The 23,208-nt window shown below is 61.1% G+C and carries 21 protein-coding genes and 1 pseudogene; 7 read left to right on the top strand and 15 right to left on the bottom strand.

The genetic code is table 11. The features are described from left to right. Window positions 1–6: 6 nt before the first annotated feature. A complete protein-coding gene (locus ACZ5FP_RS04030; RefSeq protein WP_464662277.1) occupies window positions 7–2,202 on the bottom strand; it encodes a transglycosylase domain-containing protein in 2,196 nt (731 codons plus the stop codon). A gap of 196 nt (window positions 2,203–2,398) precedes the next feature. On the opposite strand from ACZ5FP_RS04030, the gene ACZ5FP_RS04025 reads away from it, so the two are divergent. Next, a complete protein-coding gene (locus tag ACZ5FP_RS04025) occupies window positions 2,399–2,596 on the top strand; it encodes a hypothetical protein (protein WP_464662275.1) in 198 nt (65 codons plus the stop codon). A 365-nt stretch (window positions 2,597–2,961) separates the two neighbouring features. Further along, on the top strand, window positions 2,962–4,089 hold the full coding sequence (locus tag ACZ5FP_RS04020) for an acyltransferase family protein (protein ID WP_464662274.1): 1,128 nt from the start codon (window positions 2,962–2,964) through the stop codon (window positions 4,087–4,089). Window positions 4,090–4,106: 17 nt separating this feature from the next. Here ACZ5FP_RS04020 and ACZ5FP_RS04015 read toward each other — a convergent pair whose 3' ends face one another. Next, on the bottom strand, window positions 4,107–4,724 hold the full coding sequence (locus ACZ5FP_RS04015; RefSeq protein ID WP_223612280.1) for a ribonuclease D: 618 nt from the start codon (window positions 4,722–4,724) through the stop codon (window positions 4,107–4,109). A gap of 14 nt (window positions 4,725–4,738) precedes the next feature. Then, window positions 4,739–6,127, bottom strand: a complete 1,389-nt coding sequence (locus ACZ5FP_RS04010) for a M20/M25/M40 family metallo-hydrolase (RefSeq protein WP_464662273.1) — start codon at window positions 6,125–6,127, stop codon at window positions 4,739–4,741. Between the two features lie 377 nt (window positions 6,128–6,504). On the opposite strand from ACZ5FP_RS04010, the gene ACZ5FP_RS04005 reads away from it, so the two are divergent. Continuing rightward, on the top strand, window positions 6,505–7,110 hold the full coding sequence (locus tag ACZ5FP_RS04005; RefSeq protein ID WP_464662271.1) for a YdeI/OmpD-associated family protein: 606 nt from the start codon (window positions 6,505–6,507) through the stop codon (window positions 7,108–7,110). 60 nt (window positions 7,111–7,170) lie between these two features. Next, the gene (polA, locus tag ACZ5FP_RS04000; RefSeq protein ID WP_464662269.1) at window positions 7,171–10,155 is read left to right on the top strand and encodes a DNA polymerase I; all 2,985 of its coding nucleotides are present in this window, start codon (window positions 7,171–7,173) and stop codon (window positions 10,153–10,155) included. Between the two features lie 16 nt (window positions 10,156–10,171). On the opposite strand, the gene ACZ5FP_RS03995 is transcribed toward polA, so the two are convergent. From ACZ5FP_RS03995 to ACZ5FP_RS03950, 10 genes and pseudogenes are all read right to left on the bottom strand, one after another. Beyond that, entirely contained in the window at window positions 10,172–11,755 is a 1,584-nt protein-coding gene (locus tag ACZ5FP_RS03995) for an FGGY-family carbohydrate kinase (protein ID WP_464662268.1), read from the bottom strand. 34 nt (window positions 11,756–11,789) lie between these two features. Further along, the gene (locus ACZ5FP_RS03990; RefSeq protein ID WP_464662267.1) at window positions 11,790–12,476 is read right to left on the bottom strand and encodes an HAD family hydrolase; all 687 of its coding nucleotides are present in this window, start codon (window positions 12,474–12,476) and stop codon (window positions 11,790–11,792) included. A 4-nt stretch (window positions 12,477–12,480) separates the two neighbouring features. Next, window positions 12,481–13,959 (bottom strand): mannitol dehydrogenase family protein, encoded by a 1,479-nt coding sequence (locus ACZ5FP_RS03985; protein ID WP_464662265.1) that lies wholly within the window; start codon window positions 13,957–13,959, stop codon window positions 12,481–12,483. 75 nt (window positions 13,960–14,034) lie between these two features. Beyond that, on the bottom strand, window positions 14,035–14,811 hold the full coding sequence (locus ACZ5FP_RS03980; protein ID WP_288192593.1) for an L-iditol 2-dehydrogenase: 777 nt from the start codon (window positions 14,809–14,811) through the stop codon (window positions 14,035–14,037). Window position 14,812: 1 nt separating this feature from the next. Next, window positions 14,813–15,811 (bottom strand): ABC transporter ATP-binding protein, encoded by a 999-nt coding sequence (locus ACZ5FP_RS03975; protein WP_464662263.1) that lies wholly within the window; start codon window positions 15,809–15,811, stop codon window positions 14,813–14,815. A gap of 42 nt (window positions 15,812–15,853) precedes the next feature. Then, on the bottom strand, window positions 15,854–16,684 hold the full coding sequence (locus ACZ5FP_RS03970; protein WP_464662262.1) for a carbohydrate ABC transporter permease: 831 nt from the start codon (window positions 16,682–16,684) through the stop codon (window positions 15,854–15,856). Window positions 16,685–16,688: 4 nt separating this feature from the next. Continuing rightward, window positions 16,689–17,561, bottom strand: a complete 873-nt coding sequence (locus tag ACZ5FP_RS03965; protein WP_105738108.1) for a carbohydrate ABC transporter permease — start codon at window positions 17,559–17,561, stop codon at window positions 16,689–16,691. Window positions 17,562–17,662: 101 nt separating this feature from the next. Then, entirely contained in the window at window positions 17,663–18,973 is a 1,311-nt protein-coding gene (locus ACZ5FP_RS03960; protein WP_223612290.1) for an ABC transporter substrate-binding protein, read from the bottom strand. A gap of 134 nt (window positions 18,974–19,107) precedes the next feature. Next, the gene (locus tag ACZ5FP_RS03955; RefSeq protein WP_464662259.1) at window positions 19,108–20,064 is read right to left on the bottom strand and encodes a sugar-binding transcriptional regulator; all 957 of its coding nucleotides are present in this window, start codon (window positions 20,062–20,064) and stop codon (window positions 19,108–19,110) included. Between the two features lie 104 nt (window positions 20,065–20,168). Next, window positions 20,169–20,441: pseudogene (locus ACZ5FP_RS03950) on the bottom strand (Rdx family protein); the annotation flags it as partial. 571 nt (window positions 20,442–21,012) lie between these two features. Between ACZ5FP_RS03950 and ACZ5FP_RS03945 the strand changes: the two are divergent. Further along, window positions 21,013–21,489, top strand: coding sequence for a hypothetical protein (locus ACZ5FP_RS03945; protein WP_464662257.1), 477 nt, complete (start codon window positions 21,013–21,015; stop codon window positions 21,487–21,489). A gap of 164 nt (window positions 21,490–21,653) precedes the next feature. On the opposite strand, the gene ACZ5FP_RS03940 is transcribed toward ACZ5FP_RS03945, so the two are convergent. Beyond that, window positions 21,654–21,929, bottom strand: coding sequence for a hypothetical protein (locus tag ACZ5FP_RS03940; RefSeq protein ID WP_464662256.1), 276 nt, complete (start codon window positions 21,927–21,929; stop codon window positions 21,654–21,656). Between the two features lie 79 nt (window positions 21,930–22,008). Here ACZ5FP_RS03940 and ACZ5FP_RS03935 point away from each other — a divergent pair, with 79 nt between their 5' ends. After that, a complete protein-coding gene (locus ACZ5FP_RS03935; protein ID WP_223612294.1) occupies window positions 22,009–22,341 on the top strand; it encodes a helix-turn-helix domain-containing protein in 333 nt (110 codons plus the stop codon). Between the two features lie 185 nt (window positions 22,342–22,526). On the opposite strand, the gene ACZ5FP_RS03930 is transcribed toward ACZ5FP_RS03935, so the two are convergent. Further along, complete coding sequence (locus ACZ5FP_RS03930; RefSeq protein WP_223612295.1) at window positions 22,527–22,691, bottom strand: hypothetical protein; 165 nt, start codon at window positions 22,689–22,691, stop codon at window positions 22,527–22,529. A gap of 115 nt (window positions 22,692–22,806) precedes the next feature. Between ACZ5FP_RS03930 and ACZ5FP_RS03925 the strand changes: the two genes are divergently transcribed. Beyond that, complete coding sequence (locus ACZ5FP_RS03925; protein ID WP_464662254.1) at window positions 22,807–23,205, top strand: DUF1801 domain-containing protein; 399 nt, start codon at window positions 22,807–22,809, stop codon at window positions 23,203–23,205. The last annotated feature ends 3 nt before the right edge of the window (window positions 23,206–23,208 follow it).

The raw sequence follows: 23,208 nt of genomic DNA, 5'->3' as shown, positions 1-23,208 counted from the left end.
TGCCGGTCAGTTGCCCATGATCAGGTCGAAGAGCGTGGTCTTGCGCGGCTTCTGGCCATTGCCGCCCACGCCGGCCGGCGGCGTCGGATGGGTCGATCCGGTTTGATCGTCCAGCCCGACCGGCGGGACCGGCCCGCCCGGATTGAGCTGGGCTGATGGCACACCTTCGGCGGCCGGAACATCCGCGCCGGGCAAGGCATCGTTGCCGTCGATGACGGTTTCATTGACGCGGTAATTGCCGGGAAGCTCAGCCACGGGCACGCCCTTGTGCGCGGCGACCATGAATTCCTTCCAGGCCAGCGCGGGCAACGCGCCGCCTGTGACCTTCTTGGTCGGCTTGCCGTCATCATTGCCGAACCACACGCCCGTGGTCAGGTTCGAGGTGTAGCCGATGAACCAGGCATCGCGGAAATTCTGGCTGGTGCCGGTCTTGCCCGCAGCGGGCCAGCCGAATTTGGCTTTCGTCGCCGTGCCGCTTTCGACGGTCTGGCGCAGCATGGCATTCATCATGCCGACATTGCGCTCGCTGATCACCCGCTCCTGCTTGGGATTCTTGAATTCATACAGCACCTTGCCTTCATGCGTGGTGACGCGGCGGACAAGATGGACAGGCGCCTTGTAGCCGTCATTGGCAAAGGGCACGAAGGAATCGGTGAGTTCGAGCAGCGTGACTTCCGAGGTCCCAAGCGCCAGCGAGGCATTGGCGTTGAGGTTCGAAACGATCCCCAGGCGATGCGCCGTATCGACAACGGTGCTGGGGCCGACTTCCATGACCAATTGGGCGGATACCGAATTGAGCGACCGGGCCAGCGCCTCCGCCAGGGTCACCTTGCCGAAATATTTGCCGTTGTAGTTGCCGGGCGTCCAGTTGCCGATCCGGATGGGCGCATCGTTGCGCACCGATTCCGGCGTGCGCCCCTGCTCCAATGCGGAGAGATACACGAAAGGCTTGAAGGTGGAGCCGGGCTGGCGCTTGGCTTCGCTGGCGCGGTCGAACTGGCTGTTGGCATAGTCATAGCCGCCCACCAGTGCCCGCACCGCTCCGGTGCCATCGATGGAGACCAGCGCGCCCTGCGAAACATTGAGCCGGTCGCCGTTCTTCTGGATCAGATCGCGGATCGAGGCTTCTCCCAGCTTCTGCAGGCCGAGATCGACGGTGGTGTCGACAACCACATCCGCACGGACATCACCGATAAGCTCGGGCAACTCCTCCATCACCCGGTCGGCGACATAATGCTCGGAGCCGCTCCAATAGGCCGCCGCGCGGGTCGCCGGCTGCTTCATGGCGACGGTCAGTTCCTTGTCACCGATCATGCCCTGATCGCGCATGGCCGCCAGCACCAGCTGGGAACGCTCGACGGCGGCTTTCGGATCGCGCGCCGGCGACAGGCGCGAAGGCGCCTTGAGCAGGCCGGCAATGACCGCCGCTTCCGACAAATTGACGTCGTGCGCCGATTTGTTGAAGTAGCGCCGCGAGGCCGCGGCCACGCCGTAGGAACCCGAACCGAGATAAACCCGGTTCAGATACATCTCCAGAATCTGGTCTTTGGTATATTTGTGCTCCAGCCAGAGGGCGAGCAGGACTTCCTGGACCTTGCGCTCCAGCGTGCGGTCCGGCGTTAGAAACAGGTTCTTCGCCAGCTGCTGCGTGATGGTCGAACCGCCCTGCACCAGGCGCCCCGAGATCACATTGGTCGCCATGGCGCGGACGAAGCCGACGGGATCGACACCGAAGTGCGAATAGAAGCGGCGGTCTTCGATCGCCACCACCGCCTGCGGCAGGTAGGGCGACATCTGGTGCAGGCCGATCGCCTCGCCGCCGGTGGCGCCGCGATTGGCGATGAGGTCGCCTTCGACCGAAACAATCTTGACGTTGGGCGGGCGGTCGGGGATCGTCCAGGTGGTGGTCTGCGGCATCTTGGCGGCGAAATAGATCACCGTGCCCGCGACGGCGATACCGCCCCAGATGCACAGGACAAACGACCAGTAGATGGTGCGGCGGATGAGACCCAGGAAACCGCCACCCTGCCGGCGGCTGGAGCGGCCGCGCCCGGACTTGGCGGGTTTGCGCGATGAGGTCCGGCGCTTCTGGCTTCGCACGGGTCTGTCCTCCGGGTCGGCGCGCATGTCGTCGTCATCGGAACGGCGGTCCGAACTGAACCCCGGCTCGATGCGCTGCCTGCCCTTGTCACGTGGTGCCATTGACTGAAATACCCGCCCCAATCGGTGCCGCAAAATCCTTCGCGACGCGTTGCAGGGTAAATGCGGCGATTTAAGGTGCGGTTAAATTTGGCCGATGGCATCAAACTGAGCACGCGTGAAGGCGAACGGTTCGGTTCGCGCTTGAGAAATCCGCGCCGGACCGTTAGCTTCCCGCTCATTAGGAATGGAGTGGAAAATGCGATTTGTGGTCCTTGCCTGCGCTGCGATCATCCTCGGCGGTTGCGGTGGCGGTGCCATTGCCAGACTGAATCCCTCGCCCGAATCCGAAGCACAGTATCGCCTCGGCGGCTGCCAGCTGCGCGGTCACGGGACGTGCAAGGAGCCTCTCGACGCGACCGGCGCGCCCGCCCCGGCGGCTGCCGCCGTCAACTGAAACCGCGTTCAGGCCGCCGCAGCGCCGCTGTCGTTTTCTGTCAAATCTTGGCGCGCGAAAAGATTATTATTCTTGCGCCCTTGAAAATTAAACGCGGCAGGCATATTTTGGTGGTGCGTAACGAGCGGTTCTCCTCCCATTTTTCGCTCGTTGCGTGTTCCCCTCTGGACGCATTTGCGTTCACAATTCGCCGGGCTTCTGCCCGGCATTTTTGTATCCGGATGCAGCAACCGGGTACTTCCGGGACAATCAACCCTTCGGAAACGTGATCCGGCAGTCATTTCTGCGAACATCACCTGAATTTTACTTCCCGTTTTGAAATATCGCGTATCAAAGAGAGTAAAACGCGGGGGAACAAAGCAACGATGAGCACGGGCGAAAAAACACGTGTCGATTGGGTCGACATCGCCAAGGGCATCTGCATCATCTTTGTCGTCATGATGCACTCGGTGCTTGGCGTCGAGGACGATGCCGGCGCCCGCGGCTGGATGCATCCGGTCGTGTCGTTTGCCCAGCCGTTCCGCATGCCGGACTTCTTCCTGATCTCGGGTCTGTTTCTCGGACTGGTGATCGACCGCCCATGGCTGCGCTACGCCGACCGCAAGATCATCCATTTCGCCTATTTCTACCTGCTGTGGCTGACGATCCAGTTCCTGTTCAAGGCACCGGGCATTATCGCCGAGAGCGGCCCCGGCGGCGCTGTCGGCGCCTATCTCCTTGCCCTCGTCCAGCCCTTCGGAACCCTGTGGTTCATCTATCTGCTGCCGGTGTTCTTTGTCGTCACGCGCCTCGTCAGATCCGTCAATGTCTGGATCATCCTCGCCATTGCCGCCGCGCTTGAAACCGTCCCCATCCATACGGGATGGCTGGTCCTCGACGAATTCTGCAGCCGCTATGTCTTCTTCTTTGCCGGCTATGCCTTTGCACCCGTCATTTTCGACCTGGCGCAATGGCTGCGGCAACGGCCGCTCACCGCCCTTGCCATCCTCGGCGTATGGGCGCTCGCCAATGGCTGGCTGGTGTTTCACCCGGCATCACAACCCTTTGCCGCCTGGATACCGCTGGAGGCCTATACATCCGGCGGGCTCGGCGGCTGGAGCAATGTGCCCATCATCTCGCTGCTTGCCGGTTTTGCCGGGGCATTGGCCATTGTTTCGGTCTCGGCATTGCTGGCGCGACTGGGCTCGGCACCCGCTGCACAATGGCTTGTGCGTGCTTTGCGTTGGCTCGGCGCCCATTCCATTGTTGTCTACCTCGCCTTCTTCCTGCCCATGGCGGTGGCGCGAACCATCCTGCTCAAATCCGGCGTCATCACGGATATCGGCACGATTTCGCTCCTGACCGTCGTCAGCGGCGTCCTGGGGCCAGTGATCCTTTATGGGCTGGTGCAATGGACCGGCTATGGCCGGTTCCTGTTCAAACGGCCGCAATGGGCGCATATCGACCGCGCGCCCACACCGCAAGGCAGGGGCGCGCTTGCTTCTGCAGAATAGCAGGAGCCGTTTTCCGTTTAACTGTGGGCGAAAATATCCTGTTCGTCCCAGCCCATCAGATCGAGCTTGGACCGCGTCGGCAGGAACTGGAAGCAGGCAGCCGCCTCTTCCGCCCGTCCGTCACGCTTCAGGCGCTCGATCAGGATGGCGCTCAACCGGTGCAGGTAGAGAACGTCGGATGCCGCATATTCCAGCTGAGCCTGCGACAGTTCCGGCGCCGCCCAGTCCGATGACTGCTGCTGCTTGGACAGGTTGATATCCAGCAATTCGCTGCAAATCTCCTTCAGGCCATGCCGGTCCGTGTAGGTGCGGGTCAGGCGCGAGGCGATCTTGGTGCAGAAGACCGGCTGCGGCATCACACCGAAGGCGTGATAGAGCACGGCAAGATCAAACCGGCCGAAATGGAAAATCTTGGTGATGGCGGCATCACCAAGAAGTTTCACCAGATTGGGGGCGGATGTCTGCCCCTTGTCGATCTGGATGACATCAGCCGAGCCGTCACCGGGTGAAATCTGCACAACGCACAGCCGGTCGCGATGGGGGTTCAGCCCCAGCGTCTCCGTATCAATGGCAACGGCATTGACCTGATAGTTTGCAAGGTCGGGCAGATCATTGCGGTGAAAGCGGATGGTCATCAAATCTCTCCGGTTTATTTCGTCAGCACGTCAAGAATGCGTGCCCAGGAACGCTGGCCCTTGTGGAAGGAATTCAGCTCGTATTTTTCGTTGGGGGAATGGATGCGGTCGTCCTCAAGCCCGAAGCCGACGAGCAGCGATTCCATGCCCAGCATGTTCTGGAAATCGCCGACAATCGGGATCGATCCGCCCATGGCGATCAGCACGGCGGGCTTCGGCCATTCGTCGCTCAAGGCAGTCTTGGCCTTGGCCAGCAGCGGCGAGTCATAGGACAGCTGGATGGCGGGCGAGCCGCCATGCTCATGGAACTCCACAGAGCAGTCGGCAGGGACGCGCTCGCGCACAAAGGCGCGGAAGGCTTCGCGGATCTTGGCGGGGTTCTGCTTGTGCACGAGGCGGAACGAGACTTTGGCCGATGCCTGCGCGGCAATGACGGTCTTGAAGCCCTGTCCGGTATAACCGCCGATCACGCCGTTGATCTCGGCGGTCGGGCGCGCCCAGACCAGTTCCAGGATGGAACGGCCTTTTTCACCCGAGGGAATGGAAAGGCCGATGGGGCCGAGGAAGTTTTCCGGCGTGCAGCCGAGTCCGTTCCAGGTCTGCAGGATCTGCGTCGGGGTTTCCTCGACACCGTCATAGAAGCCGGGAATCGTCACAGCACCGGTTTCGTCGTGCAGGTCGGCGAGAATCTTCGTGAGAATGTGAATCGGGTTTGCCGCCGCACCGCCGAAGGAACCGGAGTGCAGGTCGCGATCGGCGGCCTTGATGACGATTTCCTCACCGACCAGCCCGCGCAGGCCGACGGAAATCGCCGGGGTCTGCCTGTCCCACATTCCGGTATCGCACACGAGGGCGAAGTCGGCCTTGAGCTCGTCCTTGCAGGCATTGAGGAAAGGCTTCAGCGACGGCGATCCCGACTCTTCTTCTCCTTCAAACAGGATGGAAATCTTGACCGGCAGCTTGCCATGCACCTCCTTGTAGGCGCGGCAGGCTTCGACGAAGGTCATCAGCTGGCCCTTGTCATCGGCCGTGCCGCGGCCGGTCAGAATCTTGCGGCCATCGCCCATGTCCTTGATGGCAGGGGCAAAGGGATCGTTCTCCCACAGTTCGAGCGGATCAACCGGCTGCACGTCATAGTGGCCATAGAAAAGGACATGGGGTGCATCGGCGCTCGGGCCTTCATGATGCGCCACAACCATCGGATGCCCCGGCGTGTCGCGCACGCTGGCGTCGAAACCGATGGTCTTCAGATCGGCGACCAGCCACTCGGCAGCCTTGCGGCATTCGGCCTTGAATGCCGGATCGGTCGAGATGGACTTGATCTTCAACAGTTCGAACAGCCGCTCCAGACTTTTATCCAGATTGGCATCAAGGGCGTTCAAGACAGGTTCAAGCGCTGACATGGTAATTCCTGAATTTGTTGGACCGGGATTCGTGAAGGGAGTTCTTCTTAGCCCATTTTCGGGGAAGCGGCAGAAAAAAGTGGAGCCGGAAAAGAAATGGCCGCCGTGGCGGGGGGACCACAGGCGACCAGATCACTACACTCAGATGCGGCGACCCGGAGAGGGGGGATGAGGTCACCGCAAGTCCGGGGCAGGCGGGGGACGAGCCTTAAATCCCGGACATCGATCTATCGTCGACAGCTAGGATTTGGGCCTCAAACCATGGCAATTCAAGGGCACGGAACATTACATCTTTGTAACAAACGCGTGATGCATAAGTGATATGTTCAAGGCCCGTCTGATCCGGCATAAAGCTGTCGTGAGCGGAGGCGAATTCCATGACGAAAGCAACGACAGAATTGCCGGTTCTGTTCTTTCCGGCAGGCGCAGACTGGGAGGCGTGGCTGGCAGCCAATCATGCGGCATCGCCGGGCGCGTGGCTCAAATTTTCCAAGAAGACCGCGCGGATCAAAAGCCTGTCCAAACAGGATGCGATTGATGGCGCACTTTGCCATGGCTGGATCGACGGCCAGATCGACGCATTCGATGAAGACTATTGGCTCATCCGCTTCACGCCGCGCAAGGCCGCAAGCCGCTGGTCCGACATCAATCGCAAGCGCGCCCTCGCGCTGATCGAACAGGGTCGCATCACACCCTCCGGTCTTGCGGAAATCGAACGCGCCAAGGCCGATGGACGCTGGGACAAGGCGTATCTTTCGCAAGGCAAGGCCACGATACCCGACGATCTGCAGGCAGCCCTCGACGCGAATGCCGAGGCAAAGCAGATGTTCGGGACATTGAGCAGCGCAAACCGCTACGCCATCATCTACCGTGTCAACGATGCCAAGAAACCCGAGACACGCCTGCAGCGCATCGAAAAATTCGTTGCCATGCTGGAGCGCGGCGAAACCATCCATCCGCAGAAGGCCAAACCCTCCCGATAAGCTGCGACGGCCCGGCGGATTTTGTCAGGAGGAGTCGGCTATCCCGCGATCTTTCGGTGCATGGGAAAGACAGATCATTTCCTTTTGCGGGATGATCATTTAATCGTAGGCACCATGAAAAAAGGTGATCATCTCTTTCTCGTCGACGGCTCCGGCTATATCTTCCGGGCCTATCATGCGCTGCCGCCCCTCACCCGCAAATCGGATGGCCTGCCGGTGGGCGCCGTGTCGGGTTTCTGCAACATGCTGTGGAAGCTGCTGCGGGAAGCCAGGGACACCTCGGTCCGGGTGACGCCGACGCATTTCGCCGTCATCTTCGACTATTCGTCGAACACCTTCCGCAAGGAAATCTATCCGGAATACAAGGCAAACCGCTCGGCCCCGCCGGAGGACCTCATTCCGCAGTTCGGCCTGATCCGCCAGGCCACCAAGGCCTTCAACCTTCCCTGCATCGAAAAGGAAGGCTACGAGGCGGACGATCTCATCGCCACCTATGCCCGGATGGCGGAAGCCGCCGGCGCGGATGTCACCATCATCTCCTCCGACAAGGACCTGATGCAGCTCGTCACCCCGCTGGTGTCGATGTATGACAGCATGAAGGACAAGCAGATCGGCATTCCCGACGTCGTCGAGAAATGGGGCGTGCCGCCGGAAAAGATGATCGACCTGCAGGCATTGACCGGCGATTCCACCGACAATGTTCCCGGCATTCCCGGCATCGGACCGAAGACCGCTGCGCAGCTTCTGGAAGAGTTCGGCGATCTCGATACGCTGCTTGCCCGTGCGGGTGAAATCAAGCAGCAGAAGCGCCGCGAAAACATCATTGCGTTCAGCGAACAGGCGCTTATCTCACGCCAGCTTGTCACCCTGAAGACCGATACCCCCGTCGAAGTGGGGCTTGATGACTTCGGGCTTGAGCCGCAGGATGGACCGAAGCTGGTTGCCTTCCTCAAGGCCATGGAGTTCACCTCCCTCACCCGGCGTGCCGCTGAAGCGACGGGCATCGATGCCGCCGCCATCGAACCATCTGAGGTCGCGGTGGACACTGTCGCCGAGGCACACGGACCGGACGTTGAAATCCCTGACGGAACTGCTCCCGCTTCAACGACCGAGAAGCCACAGGACAAATCGGATACCGGCGTCATGCTGCCCGCCGACCTGATCAAGGCGCGCGGCGACGAAGCGCTGGCTTCGAAGATCGACACGACGGCCTATACCTGCATCCGCGATCTTGCCACGCTGCAACTCTGGATCGATGAGGCGACCGAAGCCGGACTGGTGGCGTTCGACACGGAAACCACCTCGCTCGATCCGATGCAGACCGAGCTGGTCGGCTTCTCCCTGGCCATCCGGCCGGGACATGCGGCCTATGTCCCGCTCAACCACAAGTCCGGCAATGGCGATCTCCTCGGCGGTGGCACCGTCGAAGGACAGATTCCGCTCGACGATGCCTTGCGCGTATTGAAGCCGCTGCTCGAGGACCGTTCGGTGCTCAAGATCGCGCACAACATGAAGTATGACTGGCTGGTCATGCACCGCTACGGCATCGATCCGCACCCCTTCGACGATACGATGCTGATCTCCTACGTGCTCGATGCGGGTGAAGGCACCCATGGCATGGACGCCCTGTCCGAGCGCTGGCTGGGTCACACGCCCATCGCCTACAAGGATGTGGCCGGCAGCGGTAAGTCATCGGTTACATTCGACATGGTCGATATCGACCGCGCCACCGCCTATGCAGCCGAAGATGCTGATGTCACCCTGCGCCTGTGGCGCCTGCTCAAGCCGCGTCTGGTCGAGGATGGGCTCGTCTCGGTCTATGAACGGCTGGAGCGCCCGCTCGTTGCCGTGCTGGCGCGGATGGAAGAGCGCGGCATTTCCGTCGACCGGCAAATCCTGTCGCGCCTCTCCGGCGATCTGGCGCAGGCGGCAGCCGCCATCGAGCACGAGATTTACCAGCTTGCCGGGGAAAAGCTCAACATCGGCTCACCCAAACAGCTGGGCGACATCCTGTTCGGCAAGATGAGCCTTCCCGGCGGTTCGAAGACCAAGACCGGGCAGTGGTCGACATCGGCACAGGTGCTGGAAGACCTTGCGGCGGAAGGGCATGAACTGCCGCGCAAGATCGTCGACTGGCGCCAGCTGACCAAGCTCAAATCCACCTATACGGACGCCCTGCCCGGCTATATCCATCCCGATACCAAGCGGGTGCACACGTCCTATGCCATGGCCGCGACCTCCACGGGGCGGCTGTCCTCGTCGGAGCCGAACCTGCAGAACATTCCCGTGCGCACAGCCGAGGGCCGCAAGATCCGCACGGCCTTCATCGCCGCGCCGGGCAACAAGCTGATTTCCGCCGATTACAGCCAGATCGAGCTGCGGGTCCTGGCGCATGTCGCCGAGATTCCCCAGCTCACCCAGGCCTTCGCCGATGGCATCGACATTCATGCGATGACCGCATCGGAAATGTTCGGCGTTCCGGTCAAGGACATGCCCTCGGAAGTGCGCCGCCGCGCCAAGGCGATCAACTTCGGCATCATCTACGGCATTTCCGCGTTTGGCCTTGCCAACCAGCTGTCGATTCCGCGCGAAGAAGCCGGGCAGTATATCCGCACCTATTTCGAGCGCTTCCCCGGCATCAAGGACTATATGGAGGCGACCAAGGCCTTTGCCCGGCAGAACGGTTATGTCGAAACCATCTTCGGACGACGGGCGCATTATCCGGAAATCCGCTCCTCCAATCCGCAGGTTCGCGCTTTCAACGAGCGTGCCTCGATCAACGCGCCGATCCAGGGTTCGGCCGCCGACATCATCCGCCGCGCCATGGTGCGCATGGAACCGGCGCTCAACAAGGCAAAGCTTTCGGCCCGCATGCTGTTGCAGGTGCACGACGAACTGATCTTTGAAACCGCCGAAGGCGAAGTCGACGCGACCATTCCGATCATTCGCGAGATCATGGTCAATGCCGCCATGCCGGCGATTTCCCTGTCCGTGCCGCTGCAGGTGGATGCGCGCGCCGCACACAACTGGGACGAAGCGCACTAGAACCGGAAGCTGGGGCCTACTGCATGGAATCCAGCACTTTGCGCTGGGCATGCATTTCGAGGAAAATGCGGTAATCCCGGTCAAAGCGCTGGCGCGCCTTCGGTTCGGGCTGGCGCGGGCGCCCGCCCTGTTTCATCGCCATGCAGGCGGCGGGCAGATCCGGGTAAAGCCCGGCCGCCGTTGCCGCGACCATCGCCGTGCCGAGAAGCACGGCATCTTCGGCAGCCGACGTGATGACCGTACAGCCCGTGGCATCCGCATAGAGTTCCATCAGCAGCGGGTTCTTGGTGTGCCCGCCTGTCACATGCATCGTGTCGATGGCGTAGCCGCGCTCGTTCAGCGCATCGAGGACATGCCGCACGCCAAGGACAATGCCGACGGAGGTGCGCCAGTAGAGGCGGCACAGGCTGTCAAAGGAGGCGTCCAGCGTCAGGCCGCTGATGACGCCTACCGCATGCGGGTCAGCCAGCGGCGAGCGGTTGCCATGAAAATCCGGCAGGACATGCAGGCGGCCGGCCAGATCGAGCCCCTCCTTGTTCCGCAGTTCCATGACGCGGTCGGTGATCTTCTTGTGCAGGGCGGCGTTGGGCTCGCCCGCAGCCCCGTGCCAGCGGATGATGTGATCGAGAAGCGCGCCGGAGACCGACTGTCCGCCCTCGCTCAGCCAGCAATCCGGCAAAGCGGCGCCGTAATAGGGTCCCCAGACGCCGTTGAACGAAATCGGCTCCTGCGCCAGCGCCATCAGGCAGCTGGAGGTCCCGGCGATCAAAGCCAGATGCCGGTCGATCTGCGAGAGATCGCCGGCGAAGCCACCGAGGACGCCGAGTGCCCCGGCATAGGCGTCGATCAGCCCCGCGCCCACATGGCAGCGCGTGGTAAGGCCCAGCGCCTTGGCAGCCTCCGGCGTCAATGGCCCGACATCGGTCCCCACCGGGCTTGCCCGCTCCGGCAGGCTGCCGCGCTCGACCATGTCGCCGATGCCGACCTCTTTGAGATAATCGCTCTGCCAGCCCGGTTCCTTATGAGCCAGATAGGTCCATTTGCAGGTGATCGTGCATTGTGACCGTGCAAGCGATCCCGACGCCTTCCAGCTGAGGAAATCGGCAAGGTCGAAAAAATATCCGGCTTTGTCCCAGGAGTTGGGCAGATGCCGCTTGAGCCACATCAGCTTTGGCGTCTGCATTTCCGGCGACATGACCCCGCCGAGATATTTGAGGACGTCGTGGCCCGTTGCCGTGCATTCATCCGATTCGTCGAGCGCCCGGTGATCCAGCCAGACGATCGTGTCCCAGCGGTTGTCGCCACCTGTCGAGACAGTCAGCGGCTTGCCATCCCTGTCGCGCACAACCAGCGAGCAGGTGGCGTCGAAACTGATGCCGGTGATATCGGACGGATCGACCTTGGACGCCGCGACCGCGCCCTGCACCGCGATGCAGACCGATTTCCAGATGTCTTCTGAATCATGTTCGGCATGGTCAGGCAGCGGGCGGTTCATCAGGATCGGGTGTTCCACCCGCCCCAGAAGATTGCCCTTGATATCAAGAATGCCCGCCCGGGCGCTTCCCGTTCCCACATCCACAGCACATACAAAATCTGGCATTCGAACCTTCCGGCTTGTCGTGAACCGGAACGCTCTAATGAACGTTTGTTCGGGCCTGTGGTGATGACAACAGGCCGGGCAATTCCAGCATGTCGCCGAATATAAGGTCTGGCTCGAGAGACGCAAGCGCTGCTTCCAGCCGGCCGCCGCGCGCGTGGGTGCCGCCGGTGAAGGCGAAGACCCGCATGCCCGCCCGTTTGGCGGCTTCAATGCCCGCAGGACTGTCTTCAATGACCACGCAGTCTTCCGGCGGCGTGTTCATGACCTGCGCCGCATGCAGGAACAGGTCCGGCGCCGGCTTGCCGTGCTTGACCATGGTGGCGCTGAAAATATTCGGCTCCAGCAGATCGAGCAGGCCCGTCAGCTTGAGCGACAGGCGAATCCGGTCGGGCTGGCTCGACGAGGCAACACAACGTGGCAGATCGAGCCGATTGAGCGTCTCGGCTATGCCGGGGATCGGTTTCAGATCGGCACGGAACCGTGCGTAGAGATTGGCGCGCATATCCTCCAGGTCGGCCGCGCTGGCGGCAAAACCATAGTCCTCATGCAGGATTTTGCTGATCGTCGCCATGCTGCGGCCAAGAAACATCTCGTAGGCCTCTTCCTCGGACAGCGTCGTGCCGCTCCGGGAAATCATGTCGAGCAGGACAGCAATGGAGATCGGCTCGCTGTCGACGAGGACACCATCGCAATCGAAAATGACAAGAGCGGGCTTGGTCATGGCGTCAGAGCTTGTCTGCGAGGTAAAGCGTCAGGGTCTCGCGCGTACCCTTGTCCCAAAGGGTTTTCAAAATTCGCGAGAACGATTCGGCGAAGACGTGCGACGTACCGACATCGCCGAAAATATCGCTCATCGCCAGAAATGCCCTGGGATCGCTCCTGGCCTTCACCGCTTCCACCTTCAACCGCTCGGCGTTGGCGTCAAGATAATTCGTCGGCTTACCGCTATCGGTCGTTCCCTCGCAGAACCGGCACCAGAGCGCGGAAACCAGCGACAGGCCGGTGATGCTCTTGCCGGCCTTCAAGCGGTCCGCCGTGGTCGGCAGGATGAATTTGGGCTGGCGGTTGGACCCGTCCTGGCACAGGCGCTGGATCGTATCGCCGATCTTCGGGTTGGAGAACCGCCGGTCGATCAGGTCGTAATATTCCTCGAAGGTGATGCCGGGCACCGGCGGGAGAACGGGAATGATCTCTTCCCGTTCGAGCTTGCCGAGGAAGCCGCGGATCAGCGGTTCCTCCATGGCTTCATGCACGAAGTGAATGTCCATCAGTGCCGCGGGATAGGCAATGGTCGCGTGGCCGCCATTGAGGATGCGGATTTTTATCAGTTCATAGGGAGCAACGTCCTGAACGAAGGTGACGCCGACTTTTTCCAGTGCCGGGCGGCCGGTCGGGAAATGATCCTCGAGCACCCACTGCTTGAACGGTTCGCAGAACACCGGCCAATTGTCCTCGACGCCGAAATCGCTGGCAAGCATGCCGCGCTCGCGGTCGGAGGTTGCCGGGGTGATGCGGTCGACCATGCTGTTGGGGAAGGCGACATTGTCCTTCACCCATTTCGCCAGATCCGCATCGACAAGCGCCGCAAGACCGCTGACGGCATCGCTGGTGACATGCCCGTTGCCGGGAATGTTGTCACAGGACATCACCGTGAAAGGCGCCGTGCCCTCGGCGCGGCGGCGCATCAGTCCGGCGAGGATGAGACCGAACACCGTCCTGGGATCGCCGATATTGGCGGCGTCGGCGACGATCGCCAGATGCTGCGGGTTGAACACGCCGGAGGCCGGATCGATGAAATAGCCGCCTTCGGTGATGGTCAGCGACACGATGCGGATTTTCGGATCGGCAAGCCGCGCGATGGTGTTTTCGGTCTCACCCGGTTTCAGGTAGTCGATCATCGATGCGGTCACCCGCGCGGTGCGATGACCGCTGTCCTGTTCGACCACCGTGGTCAGCCAGTCCTGTTCCCGCAGTTTCTGCCGCATGGTTTCATCCGACGCCAGGACCCCGGCGCCGACGATCGCCCAGTCATGATCGCTGCCGGCGTTGAAAAGATCGTCGAGATAGACGGCCTGATGGGCGCGATGGAAATTGCCGATACCGAAATGGACGATGCCGGCGGTCAGATCGGCCTGCCTGTAGCCGGGTACAGCGACGTTGGCTGGAAGCTGCGACAGCGCGCTTTTGGAAAGTTTAACAGTCATCGGGCCTAACCCCTTTTTTCAAATGAAGCTGCGTCTGCGCCCGTGTTCAGGGCGCAGCAGGAGCCGGGCTTTCGCTCAGCTCATCCAGTTGCCGCCATCGACATTGTATGTCTGCGCCACCACGTAATCGCTGTCGCTGCTGGCGAGGAAAACCGCCATGCCGGTCAGATCTTCCGCCGTGCCCATGCGGCCATAGGGAACCGCCTCGCCGACCAGACGCTTCTTCTCGCCGAGCGGCCGGTTCTCGTATTTGGCAAAGAGCGCGTCGACCCCGGCCCAGTGCTCGCCATCGACAACACCCGGTGCAATCGCATTGACATTGATCCTGTGCTTGATCAGGTCCTGGCCCGTGGACTGGGTCAGGCTGATCACGGCGGCCTTGGTAGCGCAATAGATGGCGACCAGCGCTTCACCCCGGCGGCCGGCCTGGCTCGCCATGTTGATGATCTTGCCGCCCTTGCCGCGTGCGATCATGGTTTTGGCCACGGCCTGCAACGTGAACAGCGTGCCGGAAAAATTCACGGCGAACAGTTTTTCATAGCTGGCGCGGGTGATCTCGACAGTCGGCGACATATCGAACAGCGCCGCATTGTTGACGAGGATGTCGATGCCGCCGAACAGATCGACCGTCTCCTTGACGGCGGCGTCGATGGAAGCCTGGTCCGTCACATCCAGCTTGACCGCATGCGCGCCCTTGCCGAGTTCCGTCGCGGTCTGCTGCGCGCGCGCCAGATCGATATCGGCAATCACCACATGGGCGGCGCCTTCCTTGAGATAGGCCTCCGCAAAGGCCCGGCCGATGCCGCGTGCCGATCCCGTAATGAATGCCGTCTTGCCTGCCAGTCTGCTCATGTCAAATCACCTGTCCGTCCGCGCCAAATCGATGCAGCCGCGCCGGATCCGGCGTGAGGAAAATCGGCTGGCCGTGTTGAGAGTCAAAATCCCCGTCGGTGCGCACGGTCACCTGACCGATGCCGTCGATCTGGGTATGGATGAAGGTGTCGGAACCGAGATGTTCGGTCACGCCAACCTTGCCCGTCCAGGCACCTTCCGTTGCGGAAATGCGGATATGTTCCGGGCGGACGCCAAGGGTCGTCGCATTGTGCTTGGCGGCTTCCGCACCTTCGATGAGGTTCATGCGCGGCGAGCCGATGAACCCGGCGACAAACACGTTCTTCGGGCTGCGGTAGAGTTCCATGGGCGAGCCCACCTGTTCGATGCGCCCGGCATTCAGCACGACGATCTTGTCAGCCATGGTCATGGCCTCCACCTGGTCGTGGGTGACGTAGATCATCGTCGTCTTCAGCTGATGGTGCAGGTCGCTGATCTCCAGCCGCATATTGCCGCGCAGCGCCGCATCCAGGTTGGACAGCGGTTCGTCGAAGAGGAACGCCTTCGGCTGGCGAACAATCGCCCGGCCGATGGCAACGCGCTGGCGCTGGCCGCCGGAGAGCTGGCCCGGACGCCGGTCGAGATAGTTGGTGAGGTTGAGGATATGCGCGGCGTCCTTGACCTTCTTGTCGATAACGGATTTTTCCTGTCCGTCCATCTTCAGGGGAAAGGCGATGTTGCCGTAGACGGTCATATGCGGGTAGAGCGCATAGGACTGAAAGACCATGGACAGGCCGCGCTTGGCCGGCGCTTCGCTCGACATGTCCTTGCCGTCGATGATGATGCGCCCGCCGCTCAGGTCCTCGAGACCGGCGATCATGCGCAGCAGCGTGGACTTGCCGCAGCCCGACGGGCCGACAAACACGACGAACTCGCCATCGTTGATTTCAAGATCGATGTGCGGAATGACCGAGGTGGTTCCAAATGACTTGGATACTTTTTCGAGTGTAATGCTTCCCATAATATTCTTCCCATCTCTTTTGGCTGCGCCAAAGGCTGAAACCTATTTCACTGCGCCGAAGGTCAGGCCGCGCACCAGCTGCTTCTGCGAGAACCACCCCATGATCAGGATGGGCGCAATGGCCATGGTGGATGCGGCGGAGAGTTTGGCCCAGAACAAGCCCTCGGGACTTGAGTAGGATGCGATAAAGGCGGTGAGCGGCGCGGCGTTGGCGGCGGTCAGGTTCAGTGTCCAGAAAGCCTCGTTCCATGCCAGGATGATGTTGAGCAGCATGGTCGACGCGATGCCGGGGACGGCCATGGGCGTCAGCACATAGACGATCTCCTTCATCAGCGACGCGCCATCCATGCGCGCCGCTTCCAGAATCTCGCCGGGGATTTCCTTGAAATAGGTGTAGAGCATCCAGACGATGATCGGCAGGTTGATCATGGTCAGGACGGCGACAAGGCCGAGACGCGTGTCGAGCAGGCCCCAGTCACGGAAGATCAGATAGAGCGGCACCAGCACGCCGACCGCGGGCATCATCTTGGTGGAGAGCATCCACATCAGGATGTCCTTGGTGCGCTTGGTCGGCGAGAAGGCCATGGCCCAGGCGGCGGGAACGGCCAGCACCAGGCCGATCAGGGTGGAGCCCACCGAAATCACCACGGAATTGGTGAAATGCTTGAAGTAGTCGGAGCGGCTCTGCACCTCGCGGTAATTTTCCAGCGTCCAGTCAAAGAACAGGAACTGCGGCGGCGTTGCCACCGCGGCTCCCTCCGACTTGAAGCTAGTGAGGAACGTCCACAGGATCGGAAAGAAGATCAGGAAACCGATGGTCCAGCCGATGACGGTGAAGATGACTTTGCTGCGTGTCGTGGTTGCGCGGGCCATGATCCTACCTCTCTAAATTTTTGCCGATGAGGCGAATGAGGAAGAAGGCGACGATATTGGCAAGGACCACCGCGACGATACCGCCGGCGGATGCGCCGCCCACGTCGAACTGCAGCAATGCCTGCATGTAGATGAGATAGGTGATGTTGGTCGTCTGGATGCCCGGTCCGCCATTGGTCGTCACCAGAATCTCGGCGAAGACGCTGAGCAGGAAGATCGTCTGGATCAGGATGACCACGGTGATCGCCCGCGACAGATGCGGCAGCACCAGATAGATGAAGCGCGAGATCGCCCCGGCGCCGTCCATTTCGGCGGCCTCCTTCTGCTCGCCGTCCAGCGATTGCAGGGCGGTCAAAAGAATGAGCGTGGCGAAGGGCAGCCATTGCCAGGCGACGATCAGGATGATCGAAAACAGCGGCATCTGCGCGAACCAGTCGATCGGCTGGAAGCCGAACAGGCGGGCAATCCAGGCGAACAGGCCGTTGACCGGATGCATCAGCATGTTCTTCCACACCAGCGCCGATACCGTCGGCATGACGAAGAACGGCGCGATGACCAGGAGCCGCACGATGCCCTGGCCGAAGAACGGCTGATCCAGCACCAGCGCCAGAAGAATGCCGCCGATGACGGTGATGAGCAGCGTCCCGCCAACCAGAATGAGCGTATTGGCAAGCGCGGTGAAGAAGGCGGGATCGGTCAGAAAATACTGGTAGTTGAGAAAGCCGATATATTCCTCGGTCCCCGGCATCAGCAAGTTGTAGCGCAGGAACGAGAAGTACAGCGTCATGACAAGCGGCACGATCATCCACAGGAAGAGCAGGATGACGGCGGGCGACATCATGATACGGGCCGTTGCACGTGTCTGAAGCGTAGCCATGGTCAGGTTCCGATACGATAATTATCAAAAACGATAATGCAAAAGGAGGCCCGGGCGGCATCCGACATTCGCGTCGGAAGCCGTCCGGAGCCAGGAGGATTCTACTTGATGTAGCCGCCCTTTGTCATCTCGCGGGTGGTCAGCGCCTGGGCACCCTGCAGGGCCTGGTCGACACTCATCGAACCGGCGAGCGCAGCGGAGAACTGCTGGCCCACGGCGGTGCCGATGCCCTGGAATTCAGGGATGGCGACGAACTGGCCGCCCGTATAGGGCACCGGCTTGATTGTCGGCTTGCTGGTGTTCGCGGCGGTCATCGCGTCGAGCGTGATCTTGGCGAAAGGCGCGGCCTTCTGATACTCGGCATTGGCATAGAGCGAGGTGCGCGTGCCCGGAGGAACGTTGGCCCAGCCTTCCTTGGATGCGACGAGTTCCGTATAGGCCTTGTCGGTCGCCCAGGAGATGAACTTCTGCGCGGCTTCCGCCTTCTTGGTGCCGGCGGGAACGCCGAGGTTCCAGGCCCACAGCCAGTTGCCGTGGTTTTCAACGCCGCCGGTCGGGAAGAGCGCATAGCCCACCTTGTCGGCAACCTTGGATTCCTTCGGGTTGGTCACGAAGGACGCGGCCACCGTCGCATCGATCCAGATGCCGCACTTGCCGGTCTGGAACAGCGCGAGGTTTTCATTGAAGCCGTTGGAGGATGCACCGGGAGGTCCGGCTTCCTTCATCAGGTCGACATAGAACTTCAGCGCATGCTTCCATTCCGGCTGGTCGAACTGCGGATGCCACTTTTCATCGAACCAGCGCGCGCCGAACGAATTGGCGGTTGCCGTCAGCAGCGCCATGTTCTCGCCCCAGCCGGCCTTGCCGCGCAGACAGATGCCGTAGGTCTCGGTTGATTTGTCGGTCATCTTCTTCGCCGCTTCGGCGATCTGGTCCCAGGTCGGCTTTTCCGGAATGGTCACACCGGCCTTCTCGGCCAGGTCCTTGCGGTACATGACCATGGCGCTTTCGCCGTAGAACGGCGAGGCATAGAGCTTGCCATCCACCGAAACCGCATCGCGGATCGCCGGCAGGAGGTCGTCCTTGCTGTAATCCTTGGCAAGGCCGTCGAGCGGCAAGAGCCAGCCCTGCTTGGCCCAGATCGGCACTTCATAGGTGCCGATGGTCATGATGTCATACTGGCCGCCCTTGGTGGCGATATCGGTGGTGACACGCTGGCGCAGCACGTTTTCTTCGAGCGTGACCCATTCCAGCTTGATGTCGGGATTTTTCTTGGTGAAGTCGTCGGTCAATTTCTGCATGCGAACCATGTCGCCATTGTTGACCGTGGCAATGGTCAGCGTTTCGGCATTGGCGAAACTCGCCATGGCCAGAACTGACGCAGCGCCGAGCAGAAGCGTTCTCGTTAACATCTCATTCCTCCCGTGAATGTTATGAGCAATTGCTTGTCTTATGGGCAAATACTCACACAATCCCGAAACAAGTCAAGAGGCAATCGATGCTGCGCTGCAGCATCGAACCTTCGCTTCCAGCAAAACGGTGGAAATCAGGCGGGACGGAGGAGTGCTTCGGCGGTCTGTTCGTCCGTGATCAAGCCATTGATAAGACAGCCTTTAATCGCCGCGACAATACCAGGCAGCTTCTTGGCGCCCATGGCGATGGCGATCACCGTCGCGGTCTCGCGCGAGGGAATATGCGCACTGGCGACACGATCATTGGTGAGGCCCTCGATGGGCACGCCATTGCGGTCGAACGCCCGCCCGACGATCTCGCACACCGCACCCGCCCGGCGCAAAGCCAGGAGTTCATCGCGCGAAATGAAGCCGTCAACGAACAGCGGCGCGTCATCCTCAAGGTCGCCGATGCCGAGAAAGGCGACATTGGCCTGCGCCGACAATTCCAGCACCGGACGGATCATCGCCTGCGCGTGCAGCAGCTCGCGCTCCTCCGGCGAGGAGGCGATAACAGGCAGCGGCATTGGGAAGGAGCGCGCCTTGATCTTGTCGGCGATATTGAAAATGACGTTGTAATACGCGGCTGAACCATCCGGCGAAATATTGCCGGTCAGCGATACAACCTTATGTTGGGGACACTCAATGGGTGACAGCCGTTCGATGGCCGCTTTCAGCGTGCGTCCCGTGCCGATGCCGAGGACGATCGGCGCTTCCGACTTCAGCCAGCGGGTCATTTCATCCGCCGCCGCATCGGCCACGCCGAGCGTGGTCGAGGTCGAGCCCGGATCGGTCGGCACCACTTCCACCATCTTGAGGCCGAAGCGCTTTTTCAGCTGCGCCGCGAGGTCAAGACAGTGGGCGATGGGATGGTCGAGGCGCACCTTGACCAGCCCCTCCGACACGGCCAGCGACACCATGCGCTGCGCCGACTGGCGCGAAATACCGAGCTTGGCGGCGATCTCGTCCTGGGTGTTGCCGGCGACATAATAGAGCCAGCCGGCCCGCGCCGCATCGTCCAGCCTTGATGTGGTAATCTCGGGCTTACTCAACTGTCTGCCCCGCCCTTAAGCGCCTCGCTCCGCTCGTTGCTGGCGGGGACCCCATTGTCTGCCCCGTCCTTAAGCGCCTCGCCGGCGATAGCGGTCTTGTGCCCGTCGGAATGGCCGAGATCACGCTCGGGCCAGACGATGTCGCGCACCTTCTGCTTGAGCACCTTGGCTTCGGGGAAACCGCCATCGCGCTTGCGCTCCCAGATCAGGTCGCCCTCGACGCGGATTTCGAACACGCCGCCGGTGCCGGGGATCAAAGCCACCTCGCCGAGATCGGCGCCAAAGGTGGACAGCAGTTCCTGCGCCATCCAGGCGGAGCGGAGGAGCCAGCTGCATTGGGTGCAGTAAAGGATGGTGATGCGCGGTTTCGTTGTCATGCCGAGCTTCTTAGCATTTCCGCATCGGGATGTAAGCTGTTGTGTTGAATGTTCAATCGCAACGGGGTGGTGCGTGGTTCGACAGGCTCACCATGAGGGAGGCTGCATTTTGCAGAGCACTGGATTCCCTCATGGTGAGCCTGTCGAACCACGCACAACAGACATGCAATCCATTCCTCATCAAAAAAATCACGCCAACTTATCCACGTTCTCCCATCCGCGCTTATCCTTCTCGTGTCCTTTCCGGCGGGAATGCTTCCGGAAACCTTCGAAAGTCGGGAAAGGATCGGCGCTTCGGCCCTGCAGGGAGGAAAACCTGTGCGGCCGGGGAGGTTTGGCCCGGTGGTGGACCCATTGGGCAAAAACTTGAAAACGTCGGGGCGGGTGGTCCTTGGATCGCAAGCATTGCATACGGACTACCCTAGACCCGCGTTCCACGGACCGCCCGTCATTCTCCTCTTTCAACGGCCAGACGCAAAAGCGGGCGTGGCAACGGTTGCTCCTGACAGAAGGTTGTCAGCAGCCCTGCGCTATACCGCGCGCCCGGCAGACAGGCGCGAGGGAGGGCATCATGGACAACACGGAACAGACGACCGGCAGCGCGGCGGATTTCGATTTTCTCATCGGCGACTGGACCATCCGCAATCTGCGGCTGAAACGGCGGTTTGCCGGTTGCGACGACTGGGATGAATTTCCCGCCACGTCGCGCGTGCGCAAACTGCTGCAGGACACGGCCAATCTGGAAGAGATGGACATTCCGGCCAAGGGCTTTGCCGGGATCACGCTGCGCCTGTTCAACCCGCGCGACGGCTCGTGGTCGCTGCACTGGGCGGACAGCCGGAGCAACCGCCTGTTTGCGCCTGTTATCGGCCGGTTCGACCAGGATGAAGGCCTGTTCTACGGCGACGACACCGACGACGGCAGGCCAGTGCGCGTGCGGTTCCTCTGGGAACCCTGCCAGCACACCCCATGCTGGGAACAGGCGTTTTCCCGCGATGGCGGCGAAACTTGGGAAACCAACTGGATGATGCGGTTCACCCGGGTGTGATGCTGCAATCCCATCCTGCGTGGTTCGACAAGCTCACCATGAGGGAGGGTGAGGGTTGCAGGGAGTATGTCCTGCAACGCTGCCGATTGGCATTGCAACCAAACCACATCCCTCATGGTGAGCTTGTCGAACCACGCAAAATGGCTATGCAAGCGTTAGGTGTGTCATCCCCGCCGCCGCAACTCCCGCCGCACACGGCGCCAGACGCCCTGCCGCACCATGTCGCCGCGCCGCCACGCATAGTCCTCCTCGATCCAGGCCTGATACCCGGCAAACGCGCCATGCCTGGCGACAAGTGCGTCGGCCATGTCAGTGATTTCATCCCTCGGAACCAGCCGCGGCTTGATCGATGCTTCCCATGCATGGAAAAGCAGCGTGCCCCAGATCGGGGAAAGACAGATGATGAAAATGACCCATTCAAAACAATTGGAAAAATACATGGCAATGTCCACATATAGACGATATTAAATCGTCACATTGTAGATCGACCTGTGGTTTTTGCCAGAACAAATTGTTCTCATGGAATCATTTGCATCGAATCTACGCCTGCGAACCAAAGAGCTTGGCATTCATCAGGCGGATGTGGCGCGGCGCGCTGGCTTAAGCGAGAAGCGCTACAGCAATTATGTCACCGGCAGGCGTGAACCTGATCTGGCGACAGTCGTGCGTATTGCAAAAGTGCTGCAGACGACGCCGGACAGATTGCTGTCGTTCGGAGACGAGACCGATGCCGAGCCGATTGCGCAGCAACGCATCCGCGCGGCCATCGGGGTGCTGTCGCCGGATGACCTGGAAACCGTCGCGATCATGGTCGAGGCACTGGCGAGCAAGCGCCATGCGGGCGGGGGCTGAGGCCATTGCATAATGGCGGTGCGTGGTTCGACAAGCTCACCATGAGGGAGGGTGAGGGTTGCAGGGAGCTATATTCTGCAGCGTCTAAGATTAGCTTTGCAGTCCACCCACTTCCCTCATGGTGAGCTTGTCGAACCACGCACCAAGAACCACGCTTATTGCAACTGCGACCGCCGCAAACAAATTCAGCGGCGGGACATTTCCCGGGCGATGCGGGTGAAATCCGCCTGCTTGATGCCGATATCGGCGCGGTCGGCCGGGCTCATGGCGTTGAGGAGAGCCATGGCGTTGCGGAAATCCTGGTCCTTGCGGCGGCGTCCGCGCGCGGTGAAATCGAAGATGAAGCTCATTGGTGTGTAACCCGTGTCGATGTAGTGTTACCCCAAGGATAAATCCACACGCCCGGATTGTGCAGTGCAATATGCGCATGGGTGGTATGTCGACATAAAGGGAAACGCCAAGACGATGGACAAGACGGTAACAACCAAGACCGAAAACCCCTCAGCGCTGATCGATGCGCGGATCAAAGAACTCAGCGACTGGCGCGGCCCGATGCTGGCGCATGTGCGCGCGCTCATCAGACAGGCGGACCCCGAGGTGGTGGAAGAGGTGAAGTGGCGCGGGGTGCCGGTCTGGGAGCATGCCGGGATCATCTGCACCGGCGAGACCTACAAGAGCGCGGTGAAGCTGACCTTTCTCAAGGGCGCGGCACTCGCCGACCCGGCAAAGCTTTTCAACTCCAGCCTCGAGGGCAATGCCCGGCGCGCCATCGACCTGCACGAGGGCGATGTCATCGACGAGGAAGCCTTCAAGGCGCTCATCCGCGCCGCCGTCGCGCTGAACACCGCCAAGCCGCGCACATAATCA

It is taken from the genome of Phyllobacterium sp. T2-21 (assembly GCF_055378485.1).
This window is presented reverse-complemented; position numbering and strand designations above follow the sequence as displayed.

Coding starts and splice junctions, on each gene's coding strand:
- ACZ5FP_RS04025 (WP_464662275.1), top strand. CDS start 2,399: ATGCGATTTGTGGTCCTTGCCTGCGCTGCGATCATCCTCGGCGGTTGC.
- ACZ5FP_RS03945 (WP_464662257.1), top strand. CDS start 21,013: ATGGACAACACGGAACAGACGACCGGCAGCGCGGCGGATTTCGATTTT.
- ACZ5FP_RS03925 (WP_464662254.1), top strand. CDS start 22,807: ATGGACAAGACGGTAACAACCAAGACCGAAAACCCCTCAGCGCTGATC.
- ACZ5FP_RS04015 (WP_223612280.1), bottom strand. CDS start 4,724: ATGACCATCCGCTTTCACCGCAATGATCTGCCCGACCTTGCAAACTAT.
- ACZ5FP_RS03995 (WP_464662268.1), bottom strand. CDS start 11,755: ATGCCAGATTTTGTATGTGCTGTGGATGTGGGAACGGGAAGCGCCCGG.
- ACZ5FP_RS03985 (WP_464662265.1), bottom strand. CDS start 13,959: ATGACTGTTAAACTTTCCAAAAGCGCGCTGTCGCAGCTTCCAGCCAAC.
- ACZ5FP_RS03975 (WP_464662263.1), bottom strand. CDS start 15,811: ATGGGAAGCATTACACTCGAAAAAGTATCCAAGTCATTTGGAACCACC.
- ACZ5FP_RS03970 (WP_464662262.1), bottom strand. CDS start 16,684: ATGGCCCGCGCAACCACGACACGCAGCAAAGTCATCTTCACCGTCATC.
- ACZ5FP_RS04020 (WP_464662274.1), top strand. CDS start 2,962: ATGAGCACGGGCGAAAAAACACGTGTCGATTGGGTCGACATCGCCAAG.
- ACZ5FP_RS03935 (WP_223612294.1), top strand. CDS start 22,009: ATGGAATCATTTGCATCGAATCTACGCCTGCGAACCAAAGAGCTTGGC.
- ACZ5FP_RS04010 (WP_464662273.1), bottom strand. CDS start 6,127: ATGTCAGCGCTTGAACCTGTCTTGAACGCCCTTGATGCCAATCTGGAT.
- ACZ5FP_RS04005 (WP_464662271.1), top strand. CDS start 6,505: ATGACGAAAGCAACGACAGAATTGCCGGTTCTGTTCTTTCCGGCAGGC.
- ACZ5FP_RS04030 (WP_464662277.1), bottom strand. CDS start 2,202: ATGGCACCACGTGACAAGGGCAGGCAGCGCATCGAGCCGGGGTTCAGT.
- ACZ5FP_RS03980 (WP_288192593.1), bottom strand. CDS start 14,811: ATGAGCAGACTGGCAGGCAAGACGGCATTCATTACGGGATCGGCACGC.
- polA (WP_464662269.1), top strand. CDS start 7,171: ATGGGAAAGACAGATCATTTCCTTTTGCGGGATGATCATTTAATCGTA.
- ACZ5FP_RS03940 (WP_464662256.1), bottom strand. CDS start 21,929: ATGTATTTTTCCAATTGTTTTGAATGGGTCATTTTCATCATCTGTCTT.
- ACZ5FP_RS03960 (WP_223612290.1), bottom strand. CDS start 18,973: ATGTTAACGAGAACGCTTCTGCTCGGCGCTGCGTCAGTTCTGGCCATG.
- ACZ5FP_RS03930 (WP_223612295.1), bottom strand. CDS start 22,691: ATGAGCTTCATCTTCGATTTCACCGCGCGCGGACGCCGCCGCAAGGAC.
- ACZ5FP_RS03990 (WP_464662267.1), bottom strand. CDS start 12,476: ATGACCAAGCCCGCTCTTGTCATTTTCGATTGCGATGGTGTCCTCGTC.
- ACZ5FP_RS03965 (WP_105738108.1), bottom strand. CDS start 17,561: ATGGCTACGCTTCAGACACGTGCAACGGCCCGTATCATGATGTCGCCC.